The following is a 15,632-nucleotide window of genomic DNA, read 5'->3' as shown; positions in this document are numbered from 1 at the left end:
TCTCCCGGTCCGGCGCTTGCCTGGAGTGCACTCCAAGGTCCTAGCGTGGTGGACATGACGGTGATCGAGAGCATTCCCGTACGCACCGGGCGCCCCGACGCCTGCGGCCCCCCGCCACCCCCGCACCCGCGCCCCGACGGCCAGGACCGCTACACGATCAGCGAGGTGTCCGCCTGGACCGGGCTGTCCGCGCACACCCTGCGCTGGTACGAGCGGATCGGGCTGATGCCCCACGTCGACCGGTCCCACACCGGCCAGCGCCGCTTCACCAACCGGGACCTGGACTGGCTGGCCTTCGTCGGCAAGCTCCGGCTGACCGGCATGCCGGTGGCCGGGATGGTGCGCTACGCCGAGCTGGTCCGCCAGGGCGAGCACACCTTCGAGGAGCGGCAGGAGCTGCTGGAGCGGACGCGGCGGGACGTGCGGTCCCGGATCGCGGAGCTGCAGGACACGCTCGCCGTCCTCGACTACAAGATCGACTACTACGCGGGTGCCCGCCGGGCCCCGGAGAGGACCACATGAGCACCGGAAAGATCGCGACCGTCCGCCTCGGCACCGACGGCCCCCTCGTCGGCGTCCAGGGCTTCGGCGCCATGGGCATCAGCGAGTTCTACGGCGACACCGACGAGGCCGCCGCCCGCGACACCCTCGACGCCGCGCTGGAGGCGGGCGTCACCCTGATCGACACCGCGGACATGTACGGGCGCGGCGCCAACGAGGAGTTCCTCGCCCCCTTCCTCGCCGCGCACCGCGACGAGGTCGTCATCGCGACCAAGTTCGCCGTGGAGCGCACCGACGACCCGCAGCACCGGGGCATCCGCAACGACCGCGCGTACATCCGCTCGGCCGTCGAGGGCAGCCTCCGGCGCCTCGGCACCGACGTCATCGACCTCTACTACATGCACCGCCGCGACCCGGCCGTGCCGCTCGCCGAGTCCGTCGGCGCCATGGCCGAGCTGGTGGCGGAGGGCAAGGTCCGGCACCTCGGGCTCAGCGAGGTGACCGGCGCCGAACTGCGCGAGGCGCACGCGGTGCACCCCATCGCCGCCCTCCAGTCGGAGTGGTCGCTCTTCTCCCGGGACGTCGAGCGCAGCGCGGTCGGCGCGGCGGCCGAGCTGGGCGTGGCGTTCGTGCCGTACTCCCCGCTCGGACGGGGCTTCCTCACCGGGACGTTCGCCGACGCGGGCAGCGACCTGTCCGGCGGCGACTTCCGGCGCTTCCAGCCCCGCTTCACCGGCGACAACGCCCGCCGCAACGCCGCCCTCCTGGAGCCAGTGCGGAAGATCGCCGAGGCGCACGGCGCGACCCCCGCGCAGATCGCCCTCGCCTGGGTCCAGCAGCGGGCCGACGTCCACGGCCTGGCCGTCGTCCCCATCCCCGGCACCCGCAAGCGCGCCCGCCTGCTGGAGAACGCCGCGGCCACCCGGATCACCCTGGGCGCCGGCGAGCTGGCCGCGCTGGAGCCGATCGCCGCCCAGGTCGCCGGCGACCGGTACCCGGACATGTCCACCACCTCGGCCGCCCGGGAGTCCTGACCGCCCGTCAGCCCAGCGCGTACACCGCGAAGCCCGCCGCCAGCAGCACCGCCGCCGAGCGGCGGGCCGGCCCGGCCCCCGCCCACGGGGTCTCGAAGCCGCGCGCGTACCGCCCGATCAGCACCAGCAGCCCCGCGAACAACGGCAGCCACGCCAGCCGCGCCACCACCCACCCCAGGGTGTCCGGCGCGGTGGTCAGCCCCGCGACCGGGCCGAGGAACGACGCCGGGACCGCCGCCGCCAGCATCGCCGTCTGGTGCCAGCACAGGATCGTCATCGCCGACAGGTTGACCACGACCACCGGCGCCCACAGCGCCGGACGCCGCAGCAGCCGCCCCAGCCGGTCGCGCAGCAGGATCGCGGCGCCGCTCTGCGCCGCGGCGAGCGCCAGCACCAGCAGCGACGGCGGGTGCGAGTTGGTCCGCGCCTCACCGGGCACGCCCACCATCGACGCGGGGTAGTGGAAGACCAGCAGCAGCGTGGCGAACAGCGCCGCGCCGCCCAGCAGCAGCGCCCACGCCTGCCGCCCGCCGAGCCGCCGCAGCCCCCACGCCACACCCAGCTGGTACGCGAACAGCCAGCCCGGAAGCACGTTCAGCACACTCAGCCAGGACGGTACGGACTCCGCGTACGGGCCGTAGCGCAGGAAGTCCACCACAGCGACCGACCCCAGCAGCGGCGCCGCGGCCCACCCGCCCAGCCGCCGCGCGGCCCGCACGCAGTACGGCGTCAGGGCGGTCACCACCAGATACACGCCCACGAACCACAACGGCTGCACCACCAGCGTCGCCCCGGTGCGCAGCGTGTCCCCGGGCACGCCCAGCACGGACAGCACCGGCACCAGCAGGGCCCACACCGCCGTCACGCCGAGCACCGGCCGGCCGAGCCGGGCGAGCCGGCTCCCCAGCCACGCGCGCGTGGAGCCGGTGCGCCGGGTGTACGACAGCACCGACGCGTACCCGCCCACCAGGAAGAAGATCCCCAGCATCTGGAGCACCCAGCTCGCCGGGGCGAAGAACCCGAAGGTGCTGAGCGGGCTGGCGTTGTGGATCGCCCGGTCGCCGTCCAGCGTGAAACCGCCGAGGAGCCAGTGGCCGGTGGGGACGGCGAGCAGGGCGAGGGCGCGCAGCCCGTCCACGGCGCGGTCGCGGTGCGCGGGCGTCCGCGCCTCGATGCGGTCGGCGAGGTTCATCGGACGTCTCCCCGGGCGATGGCGGCGAAGGTACGGAGCGACTCGGTGCCCGGCGCGAAGTAGCCGGTGTGGCCGCGGGCGTCGGACGCCGGCACCGGCCGGGCGCCGAACTCCGGCGACGCCGGGTCGGTGCCGTGGCCGAGCCCGAGGAACCGGACGTGCGGCACGTCGGAGATCCAGTCGGACGGGTCCTTGGCGGCCCACACCCGGGCGCCGGTGCGCAAGGACGCCACCGTGCCGGCGCGCATCCCGGGGGAGCCGAGGACCACCAGGTCGCGCGCGTGCAGCCGGGGCGCGGCCAGGCCGCAGACCACGGAGCCGTAGCTGTGGCAGAACACCGCGGGCGCCGCCACGCCCTGGGCGGCGAGCCCGCCGGTGAGGCGCGCCAGCCGCTCGGCGCCCGCCTCCGCGAGGTCGCCCGTGGCGGCGTCGAGGCCCACCCCGAGGGGCGTGGTGTAGCCGGCCCAGGCGACCACCGCGGTGCCCGGCGCGGCGGCCCGCAGCGCCCGCGCCATCCCGGCGGGCGTGCCCAGCGGGTCGCGGGCCCGGTCGTACGACCCGGCGTCGATGTCCGACCCGGGCACCACCACGGCGACGCGGCGGCTGCGCTCCAGGTCCCCGAACACCTCGGCGACCTGGCCCCGGCCGCGCGGGTCGAACGCGAGGATGCGCCGCCCCGGCCCGGCCAGGTGCGCGAACCGCGCGTCACCGCGCAGGGCGGTCGCGTTGGCCGCGTACCGCAGGGTGAGCGGAGCCCCGTCGAGGTTGCCCACCACGGACGGGTGCCGCTCGGCGAGGTCCCGCCGCTGACCGGGCGTCAGGCTGCGGAAGAAGGCGGCGACCTGGCCGGGCGTGGCGCTCGCCGGGTCCGGCAGGGCCCGCCCCAGCGAGGTGTCGGCCACCCAGGCCGCGCTGCCCGGCGGCGGGCCCGTCACGGGCACCTGCCCGCTCCCGGCGGCCCACCCGGCGGTGCCGGCGACGACGGCCGCGGTCAGCACGAGCGCCGTCAGCGCGCGGCGGACCCGCGCGGGGCGGCGGCCCCGGGTGCGGTGGTCGCTCTCTCGGGCCCGGTGGGTCCCGCGGTTCGTCCCGTGGTTCTTCGCGGCGCGGCGCATGACGCCCCCCTCTTCCTTCGTCCGGTGCGGCGAGAGGAAGGTAGGGAGACGGCTTCGGGCCGGGCGTCACTCCACGGAGCCAACCACGGGGTGATACCGGGGTAGGGGGTGGACGAGCCGCCCCCGTCACGACGGTGACGGATCGTCAGGCGTCGCCCGGGGTGACCAGCCCCGACTCGTACGCGAAGACCACCGCCTGCGCCCGGTCGCGGAGGTCCAGCTTCGCCAGCACGCGCCCGATGTGCGTCTTCACCGTCTGCTCGGCGAGGACCAGATGCGCGGCGATCTCCTGGTTGGACAGCCCCCGGGCGATCAGCTCCAGCACCTCGGTCTCGCGGGGCGTGAGGCCGTTCAGCCGCAGCGCCCGGTCCCGGCGCGGCGCCGGGCGGGAGGCCGCGAAGTCGGCGATCAGGCGGCGCGTCACGGACGGGGCGAGCAGCGCCTCGCCCGCCGCCACCACCCGTACGGCACCGATGAGATCGGCCGGCGGGGCGTCCTTCAGCAGAAAGCCGGAGGCGCCGGCGCGCAGCGCCTCGTACACGTAGTCGTCCACGTCGAAGGTGGTGAGCATCAGCACCTTCGGCCGGTGGACCACGCCCGGCGGCGGCGACAGGATCTCCCGTGCCGCCGCCAGCCCGTCCATCTCCGGCATCCGCACGTCCATCAGCACCACGTCCGGGTGGGTGGACCGGGCCACCGCCACCCCGGCCCGCCCGTCCGGCGCCTCGCCCACCACGTCGATGTCCGGCTGCGCCGCCAGCAGGGCCGCGAACCCGGCGCGCACCATGGCCTGGTCGTCGACGATGATCACGCGGATGGTCACGCGGGTTCCTCCGTGTCGGGGCCCGGCTCCGAGCCGGGGGCCAGGGGCAGCGAGGCCGCCACCCGGAAGCCGCCGTCCGGCAGCGGCCCGGTGTCGAGCGTCCCGCCGGTCAACCGTACGCGCTCCCGCATACCGACCAGGCCGTGCCCCGTCCCGGTCGTCTCCAGCGGCGAACCGCCCGCCTCCGGAGGCCCGTTGACCACCAGCACCGTCAGCCGGTCCTCCGCGCGCGTCACCGACACCCGGGTCGGCGCGCCCGGCGCGTGCCGCACCACGTTGGCGAGCGCCTCCTGCACGATCCGGTACGCCGAGAGGTCCACCGCCTGCGGTACGGGACCGAGCCCGGCCGGCATCGACAGCTCGGCCGGGACCCCGGCCCGTACGGTCGCCTCCACCAGCTGCTGCACCCGCTCCAGGCCGGGCTGCGGGGCCCGTTCGCCCTCCGAGCCGTCGCTGCGCAGCACCGCCAGCAGCCGCCGCATCTCGGCCAGCGACTCCCGCGCCGACCCGGCGATGGTGGAGAACTCCTCGCGCGCCGCGTCCGGCAGCCCCTCGATCCGGTACGGCGCCGAATCCGCCTGCACCGTGATCACCGACATGTGGTGGGCCACCACGTCGTGCAACTCGCGCGCGATCCGCGCCCGTTCCTCCAGCAGTGTGCGCCGGGCGCGCTCCGCCTCGCTGATCGTCTCCTGCTCGACCAGCCGCCGCTGCGCGTCGCCCCGCTCACGCAGCGAGGCGGTCAGCAGCAGCACGGCGCCGCTGAGGACGAACAGCAGCAGGTGGATGCCGTCGCTGCGGTCCTGCGACACCAGCTCCAGGACGAATCCGGCCCCGCCCGTGGCCAGCCAGACCCCCAGCAGCGTCCGGCGCGGTTCACGCAGCCCCACCGCCACCATCAGCGCCAGGTAGCCGACCACGATCATCGGCGTCCACGGCCACGACCGGCCGGCCACGCCCTCCGCGCCCAGCAGGACGAGCGCGCCCAGCACATCGGCGGCCAGGACGACGCACCACGCCTGGAGCGGCCGGGACACCGCCAGCAGCAGCGGTGCGGTCTGGGCGGTGCCCAGGGCCCCGGCGAGCGCGCCGTTCACCTGGTAGTCGTTGACGAGCACGGCCACGGTGACCGGCAGCAGCGAGGCGACGAACGCGAAGGCCACGCCGTACGGGAGCAGGCGCAGCCAGGGCGACGAGGCCCGGGCGAGCAGCGGGGCGCCGGGCCCGGCGGGCGCGGTGACGGCGGAGCCCAGCGCCTGCAGGGCGGCACGCGCCCGGCGGAGCGCGCGGGTGAGCGGGGGAGCGGTAGTCATGGTCCCGCCAGCCTAGGCAGCGGACCGGGCGGGGGCGTCATACCGGAGTGCCGATCCCCCCGCCCCTCTCGTACCCCGGTATCCCCGGCACGAAGGCCCGGTACCCGGGGCGGGCGCTACAGCTCCGCGAGCAGCTGGGCCTTCTTCGCCGCGAACTCCTCGTCCGTCACCAGGCCCGCCTGGTACAGCTCGCCCAGGTGGCGTATCCGCTCCGCGATCACCGCCGGGTCGCGCCCGGCCGCCACCGCCGCGGGCACCGGGACGGGCTGCGCGGCGCCCGCGTTCCGTACCGCCGCGAGGACCGCCGCCGCGAAGGGCAGCGACTCGTGCACCGGGCCGTACCCCAGGCCGAAGACGACCGCCGCCGGGTCCTGGTCCGCCTGCGCCGGCCGGCCGTCGTCCGCCCCGCCCCGGCGGCGCAGCCGCAGGTACCCGTCGAAGACGTCGGGCGAGCGCCACTCGATCCCGCTCAGCTCCCGTACCGCGAAACTCTGGTCGCCCGCCTTCCACTTGGCGGACGAGGCGCCGGTCCAGAACCAGCGGAACGCCACCCGGCCGCCGTCGAAGGACGCCTTGCCGTCGTACGCCTTGAAGTGCAGCGGGCCCTCGGGCGCCGCGACCAGGAACCGGTCCGACGGCTCCGCCGCGCCGGGCCCGAGCCGCGCCCGCAACTCGTCGGCGTAGTACTCCGCGAGGGTCTCCCGCTCGGCGGGCAGGACCAGCCGGTAGGGGTCGCAGGCGTCCTTGAGCTGGCCCGCCGCCGCCTCCATCAGCGGATCGGCGCCCTCCCTCGGCACCGCGTGCAGCACGACGGTGCCGCGTCTGCCCGGGGAGAGGGTCACCGACGCCAGCGCCTCGTGCGGGATGCGTCGTTCGCGCAGCGCCTGGTAGAGCTTCGGTGCGCGGATCCCCCGTTCGAAGCGGATGAGCACGGCGTCCGGTTCGAACTCCCAGGTGGCATGAATTCCGGCCAGCACATCACCCATACGCCTCATCGTATGCGGCGTGCGCCCGCGCGTCGCCCCTGGAGACTTGCGAGCTTTCGCGCCCCCGTACGCGTCTCTACGCGCGTCATGCCGCTCTCGTACCGGAGATTCCGTCGCGGCAGGCGTCCTGCTCGCCCGCACAGCTCAGCGAACGGTACGAGCCGACGCCTATCTCGGCGAAGTTGCGCAGGCTCTCGGTGCCCGGCTCGAAGTACCCGGCGTGCCCGACGGCGCCCGCCGCCGACAGTACCCGCGCCCCGAACTCGGGGGCCACCGGATCGGCGCCGTGCCCCAGTCCGCCGACGTCCAGGTACGGCACGTCGGCGATCCAGTCGTCGGCGTCGCGCATGGCCCACACCCGGGCCCCGGTGCCCAGCCCGGCCGCGCTCTCGGCGCGCATCCCGGGGCTGCCGGCCACCGCCACATCGGCCACCCGGGCGGGCAGGCGGCGGGCGGCGACCCCGCACACCACGGAGCCGTAGCTGTGGCAGAACAGCGCCACCCGGGAGTCGCCCGGCAGCGCGCCGGTCAGCGACACCAGCCGGGACGCGCCGTTCTCGGCGAGCCTCCCCGTGGCGGCGTCCATGCCGACCCCGGACGGCGCGGTGTAGTCGGCCCAGGCGATCACGGCGGTACGCGCCGAGGGCCGCGCGGCGCGCTCGGCGGCGTACAGCGACTCGGCCATGCCGACCGGCGCCGTGTACTTCCGGGCGGTCTTCTGGAACGTCAGCAGCGTGGTGTCGACACCCGGCACGATCACCGAGACGTGCCGCGCCCGGTCCAGGTCGCCGAAGACCTCCGCCACCCGCCCCTTGCCGGACGGGTCGAAGGCGAGGATCTGGCGCCCCTTGCCCATGAGCGACGCGAACCGGTGCGTGCGGCGCACGGCCTCCTGGTGGCCGTCCGGCGACAGCCGCGCGTCCGCCACCCGCCTGCGCTCGGCGTCCAGCGCGGTGCGCAGCGCCAGCCGGTTGGCGCGGTAGCGGAGGGTGACCGGCGCCCCGTCGAGGTTGCCGACGACCAGCGGGTGCTCGGCGGCCAGCCGGTCGCGCTGACGCGGGGTCAGGGAGCGGAAGAAGGCGGCGAGTTCGGAAGGCGGGGAGGCGGGGTCGGGAAGGTCCCGTGCGCCGATCCGCCCGTCCCGCCATGCGGCGAGTGCGGCCTCCCGTGGCTGCTCGGACCCGTCGTGGTGGCGGATGGCCGTCCAGCCGGTGGTCATGAGGAGGACGAAGACCACGGCGAGGGCGAGCAGCGCGCGCCACACCTGGAGCGTGGGGGTCGAGTCGAAAGAAGTCACTGCGGGACACCCTAGGAGACCCGCGGCGGCCACCGCGACGAGCGTGACGCACCTCACGCGTGAGAGTGGCCCCTCGGGGGAAGGCCGTTACTCCCGGTAAGCGCCGGAGGGGAGGGTTCCGCCGCGCCAGTCGCCCGCGAGCGCGGGCCCCAGGTGGTCCAGGTGGTCCTCGGTGAGCGCGCGCATCGCCTCCATGGACGCGTCCGTGCCGCGTCCCCACAGCTGCCCGGTGATCCGCATGACGCCGCTGAACGCGGCGACGGCCACCCGCGGGCGCGGGTCGGCGTCCACGTCCAGCCCCTCGCGGCCGGCGATGAGCCGGGCGATGTTCTCCTCCATCTCCATGGAGCGTCGCAGGTGGACGGCGAGGAGGGCGGGCGTCGACTCGATGACCCGGAAGGTGCGCAGATACAGCTCGATGGGCACCACCTCCATGATCGCCTCGCCGATGGTGTCCCACGCGGACAGCACGGCGTTGCGCATCGCCTCCAGCGGCGCCTCGTGCGCCGGCCGCTCGCGCAGGGCGGTCACATAGTGCTGCTCGACCATGTGCTGGACGGCGAAGGCGGCGTCCTCCTTGCCGGCGAAGTGCCGGAAGAAGGTCCGCTGGGACACGTCGACGGCGTCCACGATCTCGTCGACGGTGGTCTCCTCGTACCCCTGCGTCGTGAACAGCTCCAGCGCGGCACGCAGCAGGGCGTCCCGGGTCCGCCGCTTCTTGCGCTCCCGCAGCCCGAGGGGGGCGGGGGCCATGACCGGTGTCCTGCCGGCGGCGGGCTGCTCTGCCGTCACGTGATGGTCCTCTTTCTGCCTTTTCGTGCTGCTCAGGCTACCTGTGAGCGACGTGACAGTTACCGGCGTATGAAACCCTTTGTCAAGTGTCAGTCGCTGACACTAGCCTCGACGGTATGACTAGTCAGACCACCATCGACAAGACGCCGCAGGGGCCCGTCCCCGAGCCGGCTCCGGCCCGGGGCCTGCGCGGCCACCCCTGGCTGACGCTGTTCGCCGTGGCGGTCGGCGTGATGATGGTCGCGCTCGACGGCACGATCGTCGCCATCGCCAACCCCGCGATCCAGCGGGACCTCGGCGCGTCGCTCGCGGACGTCCAGTGGATCACCAACGGCTATCTGCTGGCCCTGGCGGTCGCGCTGATCACGGCCGGCAAGCTGGGTGACCGCTTCGGCCACCGGCAGACCTTCCTCATCGGCATCGCGGGCTTCGCCGCCGCGTCCGCGGCGATCGGTCTCTCCGACTCCATCACCCTGGTGATCGCCTTCCGGGTGCTCCAGGGCCTGTTCGGCGCGCTGCTGATGCCGGCCGCGCTGGGCCTGCTGCGGGCGACGTTCCCGGCCGAGAAGCTGAACATGGCGATCGGCATCTGGGGCATGGTCATCGGCGCCTCGACGGCGGGCGGGCCGATCCTCGGCGGTGTCCTGGTCGAGCACGTCAGCTGGCAGTCGGTGTTCTTCATCAACGTGCCGGTCGGTGTCGTCGCGCTCCTGCTGGGCCTGGTGATCCTCAAGGACCACCGCGCGGAGAACGCGCCCCGCTCGTTCGACCTCGTCGGCATCGTCCTGCTGTCGGGCGCGATGGCCGCCCTGATCTGGGGCATCATCAAGGCCGGTGAGAGCTGGGGCTGGGGCAGCGGGAGGACCTGGGGCTTCCTGGCCGGTGCCTTCCTGCTGTTCGGCCTGTTCGCCGTCTGGGAGGTGGTCCACCAGAAGCGGGGCAAGGACCCCCTGGTGCCGCTCGCCATGTTCCGCTCGGTGCCCCTCTCGGCGGGCACCGTGCTGATGGTGCTGATGGCCTTCGCCTTCATGGGCGGGCTCTTCTTCGTCACCTTCTACCTCCAGGGCGTCAAGGGTCTGAGCCCGGTCGACAGCGGACTGCACCTGCTGCCGCTGACGGCCATGATGATCGTCTCCTCGCCGCTGGCGGGCGCGCTGATCACCAAGTTCGGCCCCCGGGTGCCGCTCGTCGGCGGCATGGTCTGCACCGCGGCCGCCATGTTCGGCATGATCACCCTGACCGAGGGGACCGGCACCCTGGCCATGTCCCTCTGGTTCGCCCTGCTGGGCCTGGGCCTCGCGCCCGTCATGGTGGGCGCCACCGAGGTCATCGTCGGCAACGCCCCGCTGGAGCTGTCCGGTGTGGCCGGTGGCCTCCAGCAGGCCGCGATGCAGGTCGGCGGCGCGCTCGGTACGGCGGTCCTGGGCGCCGTCATGTCCTCGAAGGTCAACGCCGAGTTCGCGGGCAACTGGAAGGACGCGGGCATCCCGGTCCCGCCGGACCCGCGCCTGGAGCAGGCGGCGGAGTTCGGCAGCGTGCCGGCGGAGCTGGCGAAGGCGCCCGGTATGACGCCGGAGCTGGCCGCGAAGATCGGTGACGTCATCCACGACACGTTCATGTCGGGCATGGCCCTGGCCTTCACCGTCGCGGGCGTCGTCGCGGTCGTCGCCGCCCTGGTGGCCACGCTGACCAAGCGCGGTGCCAACGCGGAGGCCGGTGCGGGCGCGGCCCACATCTGACGGTCGCCTCCCGCTTCTCCGCTGCTCTCCGTATTCTCGTTCCGGCCACCTGTGCGGCATGTCCGCGCGGGTGGCCGGGGCTTTTCCGGGGTGGCCGGGGCTTCTCCGGGGCGACCGGGGCTTTTCCAGGGCGACCGGGGCCTTGCCAAGGCGACCGGGGCTTATCCGAGGCGACCGGGGCTTTTCCGGGCGAGGGCGTCACTCGTACGGGTGGATCGGGGCGGCGACCCTTCCCCAGAGTGGTTACGGAGCGTCACGATGAGGGGGCAGTGATCGTCACGCCCTGGCATCACAGGGCCGTACGTACGGGGGTTTCCATGCGTTCCACCACGACCGTCCGCACCACCGTCCTCGCCATGGTGGTCACCCTCCTCACCGCCGGCGCCCTCGGGACCGCCGGCCCGGTGGCCGCCGCCGTCCAGCCCCGTCTCGGGCCGTGCGAGACGGGGCAGTTGTGCCTCTGGAGCAATGAGCAGTTCAGAGGCGGGCGCCAGACGTACGAGCTGGCCGGCGTGGACATCGACTCCTGCGTCCCGCTCCCGGCCGGGACGAGTGCCGCATCCCTGGCCAACCGCACCGGACGGCCCGTCACCACCTACCAGTCCGCGGAGTGCGCCGAGACCGGGGAGTTCGAGACCTATCCGGGCGGCGGGACCTGGGTGCCCCAATCGCCGTATCAGGTACGGGCCTTCAAGGTGTGGGAGAACTGAGGCCGGGCACCCGGGTGCCATGAACGGTTTCGGGTACACCTCGCGTTCGCGCAGGAGCCCCCGCTCACGCGGCCGGACGTGGTCGCGGACCGGGCCGGACAGCGCGACGCCCGGGATCACCGGGGCGGCTCTCGTCCGGCCGTCCGGTGGCGGTACCTCCGGGGAACGGCACTTTGTGGCCGGTACCCGTACGTTCTGAGACGTGAGCGCACGTCGGTTGCGGTGCCCCCGGGCCGTCCCGCGGGGGCTCCCGCAACGGATCAGGCACCGGCGCCCGGCCGCTCGGCCGCGGGCGGCCCCGCCAGGGGCGGTGCGGCAGCGGCGGCGGGCGCGGGGAGCGTCACCGGTCCGCCGGCCGACAGCCGGCCGACCTCCGCGCGGAGTTCCCTGACCTCCAGGGTCAGCGCCTCCAGCAGCACCCGCTGACGCCGCTCCTCCTCGTCGTCCCGCTCGAAGCGGGAGATGAACCAGGCGGCGATGTTCGCCGTCACCACACCCAGCAGCGCGATGCCCGACAGCATCAGCCCCACCGCCAGCAGCCGCCCCAGCCCGGTGGTCGGGGCGTGGTCCCCGTACCCCACGGTCGTCATTGTGGTGAAGGACCACCACACCGCGTCACCCAGCGTCTTGATGTTCCCGTCCGGGGCGTCCCTCTCCACGTGCAGCACGGCGAGGGAACCGAACATCAGCAGGCCCACCACCGACCCCGCCACATAGGTGGTGAGGGTGATCTGCGGAGCCATCCGGGCCCGCCGGCCCACCAGGAGCAGGGTCGAGACCAGCCGGAGCAGGCGCAGCGGCTGGACCAGCGGCAGCAGCACCGCCACCAGGTCCAGCGGATGGCTGCGCACGAACCGCCACCGGGAGGGGGCGATCACCAGCCGTACCGCGTAGTCCAGGGCGAACGCGCCCCACACCACCCACTCCACCCCGGTGCACAGCCGGTGCACCCACGGGTCGGCGTCCGGTGCCACGATCGGCACCGCGTAGGCGACACCGAAGGCCAGGGCCAGAGCCAGCAGCGGCGCCCGGGTGCGGGCTTCCCAGCGTTCGTCCATGCCCGGAATGGTAGGCCGCGGCCGGAAAACGCCCGGGGGCGGAGGGCCGAAGCCCTCCGCCCCCGGGACGGGACGACGTGTCTGTGCGCCGACCTGTCTGCGCGTCGGCCCGTCTGCGCGCCGACCTGTCTAGGCGTCGCCGCCCGCGGCGCCCGGGTCGGCCGCCGAGACGTCCAGCAGCTGGTAGCGGTCCACGGCCTGCTTCAGCACCGAGCGGTCCACCTTGCCCTCGCGGGCCAGCTCCGTCAGCACCGCCAGCACGATCGACTGGGCGTCGATGTGGAAGTACCGCCGCGCGGCGCCCCGGGTGTCCGCGAAACCGAAACCGTCCGCACCGAGGGAGGTGTACGAGCCCGGCACCCAGCGAGAGATCTGGTCGGGCACCGACCGCATCCAGTCGGAGACGGCCACGAACGGGCCCTCCGCGCCGGACAGCTTCCGCGTGACGTACGGGACCCGCTGCTCCTCCTCGGGGTGGAGCAGGTTGTGCCGCTCCACGTCCACGGCCTCCCGGCGCAGCTCGTTCCAGGAGGTCGCCGACCACACGTCGGCGCGCACGTTCCACTCCTCGGCGAGGATCCGCTGCGCCTCCAGCGCCCACGGCACGGCCACGCCGGACGCCATCAGCTGCGCCGGGATGCTGCCGGCCTCGCCCGCCTTGAAGCGGTGGATGCCCTTGACGATGCCGTCCACGTCGACGTCCGCCGGCTCGGCCGGGTGCTGGATCGGCTCGTTGTAGACGGTGAGGTAGTAGAAGACGTCCTCGGCGTCCTCGCCGTACATCCGGCGCAGACCGTCCTTGACGATATGGGCGATCTCGAAGCCGAAGGCCGGGTCGTAGGCGACGCACGCCGGGTTGGTCGAGGCCAGCAGCTGCGAGTGGCCGTCCGCGTGCTGGAGCCCCTCACCGGTCAGCGTCGTGCGCCCGGCGGTCGCGCCCAGGACGAAGCCGCGTGCGAGCTGGTCGGCCATCTGCCAGAACTGGTCGCCGGTCCGCTGGAAACCGAACATCGAGTAGAAGACGTACACCGGGATCAGCGGCTCGCCGTGCGTCGCGTACGCCGAACCGGCCGCGATCAGCGACGCCGTGCAGCCCGCCTCCGAGATGCCGTCGTGCAGCATCTGCCCGGTCGGCGACTCCTTGTAGGCGAGCAGCAGCTCCCGGTCCACGGCCTCGTACTGCTGGCCCAGCGGGTTGTAGATCTTGGCGCTCGGGAAGAACGAGTCCATGCCGAAGGTGCGGTACTCGTCCGGCGCGATCAGCACGAACCGCTTGCCGATCTCCTTGTCCCGCATCAGGTCCTTCAGCAGCCGCACGAACGCCATCGTCGTGGCGATCGACTGCTGCCCCGAGCCCTTCCTGACCGCCGCGTAGGTCTTGTCGTCCGGCAGCGCCAGCGGCTTGGCCCGCACGACACGGGTGGGGACGTACCCGCCCAGCGCCTTGCGGCGGTCGTGCATGTACTGGATCTCCTCGGAGTCCCGGCCGGGGTGGTAGTACGGCGGCAGGCCGGACTCCAGCTCCTTGTCGGAGATCGGCAGGTGCAGCCGGTCGCGGAAGCCCTTGAGGTCGTCGACCGTCAGCTTCTTCATCTGGTGCGTGGCGTTGCGGCCCTCGAAGTTCGGGCCCAGCGTCCAGCCCTTGACCGTCTGCGCCAGGATCACCGTCGGCTGGCCCTTGTGCTCCACGGCCGCCTTGTACGCCGCGAAGATCTTCTTGTGGTCGTGACCGCCGCGGCCCAGGTGCAGGATCTGGTCGTCGGTCATGTTCTCGACCATGGCCCGCAGCCGCTGGTCGTCGCCGAAGAAGTGGTCCCGGATGTACGCGCCGGTCTCCGTGGCGTACGTCTGGAACTGCCCGTCGGGCGTCGTGTTCAGCTTGTTGACCAGGATGCCGTCGCGGTCCTGCGCCAGCAGCGGGTCCCAGGAGCGGTCCCACACCAGCTTGATCACGTTCCAGCCGGCGCCGCGGAACTGCGACTCCAGCTCCTGGATGACCTTGCCGTTGCCGCGCACCGGGCCGTCGAGCCGCTGGAGGTTGCAGTTGACCACGAACGTCAGGTTGTCGAGGCCCTCGCGGGCCGCGATCGACAGCTGGCCGAGCGACTCCGGCTCGTCCATCTCGCCGTCGCCGAGGAACGCCCACACATGCGACTTGGAGGTGTCGGCGATGCCGCGTGCCTCCATGTAGCGGTTCATGCGCGCCTGGTAGATGGCGCCGATCGGGCCGAGGCCCATGGAGACGGTCGGGAACTCCCAGAAGTCCGGCATCAGCCGCGGGTGCGGGTAGGACGACAGACCGTCGGGGAACTTCGACTTCTCCTGGCGGAAGGCGTCGAGCTGCGGCTCGCTCAGCCGGTCCAGCAGGAAGGCGCGCGCGTAGACACCGGGCGACGCGTGGCCCTGGAAGAAGATCTGGTCACCGCCGTCGCCCTCGTCCTTGCCCCGGAAGAAGTGGTTGAAGCCCACGTCGTAGAGGGAGGCGGAGGAGGCGAACGTGGCGATGTGACCGCCCACGCCGATCCCCGGGCGCTGCGCACGCGACACCATCACGGCGGCGTTCCACCGGGTGGCGTTGAGGACCTTCCGCTCGATCTCCTCGTTGCCGGGGAAGAACGGCTCGTCCTTGGTCGCGATCGTGTTGACGTAGTCCGTGCTGCGCATCTCGGGGACGGCCACGCGCTTCTCGCGCGCCCGCTCGATCAGGCGGAGCATCAGGTAGCGGGCCCGTTCGCGGCCGCGCTCGTCCACGGCGGCATCGAGCGAGTCGAGCCATTCCTGGGTCTCCTCGGGATCGAAATCCGGGACCTGGCTGGGAAGGCCGCCAATGATGATCGGGTTGCGATCGGATCCGGAAGCCACGCTGTTCCTTCTGGTCGGGGTGCCTACGGGGAGTGGTGCGTCGGCAGTGTCAGCAGTACGGTCGCGCCGCCACCATCGTGTACCCCGAGGGCGTAAACGTCATCTTTACCGAGGGGTAACCCGCACGGGTCTCCGCAGACGGGCCCGGGCCCCCGGAAGTCGCTGGTCAATTCGCAACCTTACGCCCAACCCGGCCAAGTGTTCCGATCG

General features: G+C 73.4%; 13 protein-coding genes. 4 read left to right on the top strand and 9 right to left on the bottom strand.

The genetic code is table 11. The features are described 5' to 3' along the window. Positions 1 to 54: 54 nt before the first annotated feature. Positions 55 to 522 carry a MerR family transcriptional regulator gene (locus ACF08D_RS08655; protein ID WP_392221830.1) on the top strand — a complete coding sequence of 156 codons (468 nt, stop codon included), beginning with the start codon at positions 55 to 57 and terminating at the stop codon, positions 520 to 522. Then, entirely contained in the window at positions 519 to 1,535 is a 1,017-nt protein-coding gene (locus ACF08D_RS08650; RefSeq protein ID WP_392221829.1) for an aldo/keto reductase, read from the top strand. Before ACF08D_RS08655 ends, ACF08D_RS08650 begins: the two co-directional genes overlap by 4 nt. Positions 1,536 to 1,542: 7 nt before the next feature. Here the strand turns inward: ACF08D_RS08650 and ACF08D_RS08645 are convergent, their stop codons facing one another. The 7 genes from ACF08D_RS08645 to ACF08D_RS08615 all read right to left on the bottom strand — a co-directional run bounded on the left by ACF08D_RS08645 (position 1,543) and on the right by ACF08D_RS08615 (position 9,014). After that, a complete protein-coding gene (locus ACF08D_RS08645; RefSeq protein WP_392221828.1) occupies positions 1,543 to 2,727 on the bottom strand; it encodes an acyltransferase in 1,185 nt (394 codons plus the stop codon). Next, entirely contained in the window at positions 2,724 to 3,842 is a 1,119-nt protein-coding gene (locus tag ACF08D_RS08640; protein ID WP_392221827.1) for an alpha/beta hydrolase, read from the bottom strand. The genes ACF08D_RS08645 and ACF08D_RS08640 overlap by 4 nt, the downstream gene beginning before the upstream one ends. Positions 3,843 to 3,987: 145 nt before the next feature. Continuing rightward, complete coding sequence (locus tag ACF08D_RS08635; RefSeq protein WP_392221826.1) at positions 3,988 to 4,665, bottom strand: response regulator; 678 nt, start codon at positions 4,663 to 4,665, stop codon at positions 3,988 to 3,990. Further along, positions 4,662 to 5,978 (bottom strand): sensor histidine kinase, encoded by a 1,317-nt coding sequence (locus tag ACF08D_RS08630; protein ID WP_392221825.1) that lies wholly within the window; start codon positions 5,976 to 5,978, stop codon positions 4,662 to 4,664. The genes ACF08D_RS08635 and ACF08D_RS08630 overlap by 4 nt, the downstream gene beginning before the upstream one ends. 116 nt (positions 5,979 to 6,094) lie before the next feature. Then, positions 6,095 to 6,964, bottom strand: a complete 870-nt coding sequence (locus tag ACF08D_RS08625) for a DUF4429 domain-containing protein (protein WP_392221824.1) — start codon at positions 6,962 to 6,964, stop codon at positions 6,095 to 6,097. A gap of 85 nt (positions 6,965 to 7,049) precedes the next feature. After that, positions 7,050 to 8,261 (bottom strand): alpha/beta hydrolase, encoded by a 1,212-nt coding sequence (locus ACF08D_RS08620; RefSeq protein ID WP_392221823.1) that lies wholly within the window; start codon positions 8,259 to 8,261, stop codon positions 7,050 to 7,052. A gap of 87 nt (positions 8,262 to 8,348) precedes the next feature. After that, a complete protein-coding gene (locus tag ACF08D_RS08615) occupies positions 8,349 to 9,014 on the bottom strand; it encodes a TetR/AcrR family transcriptional regulator (RefSeq protein WP_392222339.1) in 666 nt (221 codons plus the stop codon). Positions 9,015 to 9,169: 155 nt separating this feature from the next. On the opposite strand from ACF08D_RS08615, the gene ACF08D_RS08610 reads away from it, so the two are divergent. After that, positions 9,170 to 10,792 (top strand): MFS transporter, encoded by a 1,623-nt coding sequence (locus ACF08D_RS08610; RefSeq protein WP_392221822.1) that lies wholly within the window; start codon positions 9,170 to 9,172, stop codon positions 10,790 to 10,792. A 317-nt stretch (positions 10,793 to 11,109) separates the two neighbouring features. After that, positions 11,110 to 11,502, top strand: coding sequence for a peptidase inhibitor family I36 protein (locus ACF08D_RS08605; protein ID WP_392221821.1), 393 nt, complete (start codon positions 11,110 to 11,112; stop codon positions 11,500 to 11,502). A 260-nt stretch (positions 11,503 to 11,762) separates the two neighbouring features. On the opposite strand, the gene ACF08D_RS08600 is transcribed toward ACF08D_RS08605, so the two are convergent. Further along, on the bottom strand, positions 11,763 to 12,560 hold the full coding sequence (locus tag ACF08D_RS08600) for a potassium channel family protein (protein ID WP_392221820.1): 798 nt from the start codon (positions 12,558 to 12,560) through the stop codon (positions 11,763 to 11,765). A gap of 129 nt (positions 12,561 to 12,689) precedes the next feature. Then, the gene (gene aceE / locus ACF08D_RS08595) at positions 12,690 to 15,422 is read right to left on the bottom strand and encodes a pyruvate dehydrogenase (acetyl-transferring), homodimeric type (protein ID WP_392221819.1); all 2,733 of its coding nucleotides are present in this window, start codon (positions 15,420 to 15,422) and stop codon (positions 12,690 to 12,692) included. Positions 15,423 to 15,632: the final 210 nt, after the last annotated feature.

Source organism: Streptomyces sp. NPDC015131 (assembly GCF_043079975.1).
In the GTDB taxonomy this organism is placed as follows: Bacteria; Actinomycetota; Actinomycetes; order Streptomycetales; family Streptomycetaceae; genus Streptomyces.
This window is presented reverse-complemented; position numbering and strand designations above follow the sequence as displayed.

Excerpts from the sequence above, each read along its gene's own strand:
- ACF08D_RS08655 (WP_392221830.1), top strand. The coding sequence starts at position 55 with ATGACGGTGATCGAGAGCATTCCCGTACGCACCGGGCGCCCCGACGCC.
- ACF08D_RS08650 (WP_392221829.1), top strand. The coding sequence starts at position 519 with ATGAGCACCGGAAAGATCGCGACCGTCCGCCTCGGCACCGACGGCCCC.
- ACF08D_RS08645 (WP_392221828.1), bottom strand. The coding sequence starts at position 2,727 with ATGAACCTCGCCGACCGCATCGAGGCGCGGACGCCCGCGCACCGCGAC.
- ACF08D_RS08640 (WP_392221827.1), bottom strand. The coding sequence starts at position 3,842 with ATGCGCCGCGCCGCGAAGAACCACGGGACGAACCGCGGGACCCACCGG.
- ACF08D_RS08630 (WP_392221825.1), bottom strand. The coding sequence starts at position 5,978 with ATGACTACCGCTCCCCCGCTCACCCGCGCGCTCCGCCGGGCGCGTGCC.
- ACF08D_RS08625 (WP_392221824.1), bottom strand. The coding sequence starts at position 6,964 with ATGGGTGATGTGCTGGCCGGAATTCATGCCACCTGGGAGTTCGAACCG.
- ACF08D_RS08615 (WP_392222339.1), bottom strand. The coding sequence starts at position 9,014 with ATGGCCCCCGCCCCCCTCGGGCTGCGGGAGCGCAAGAAGCGGCGGACC.
- ACF08D_RS08610 (WP_392221822.1), top strand. The coding sequence starts at position 9,170 with ATGACTAGTCAGACCACCATCGACAAGACGCCGCAGGGGCCCGTCCCC.
- ACF08D_RS08605 (WP_392221821.1), top strand. The coding sequence starts at position 11,110 with ATGCGTTCCACCACGACCGTCCGCACCACCGTCCTCGCCATGGTGGTC.
- ACF08D_RS08600 (WP_392221820.1), bottom strand. The coding sequence starts at position 12,560 with ATGGACGAACGCTGGGAAGCCCGCACCCGGGCGCCGCTGCTGGCTCTG.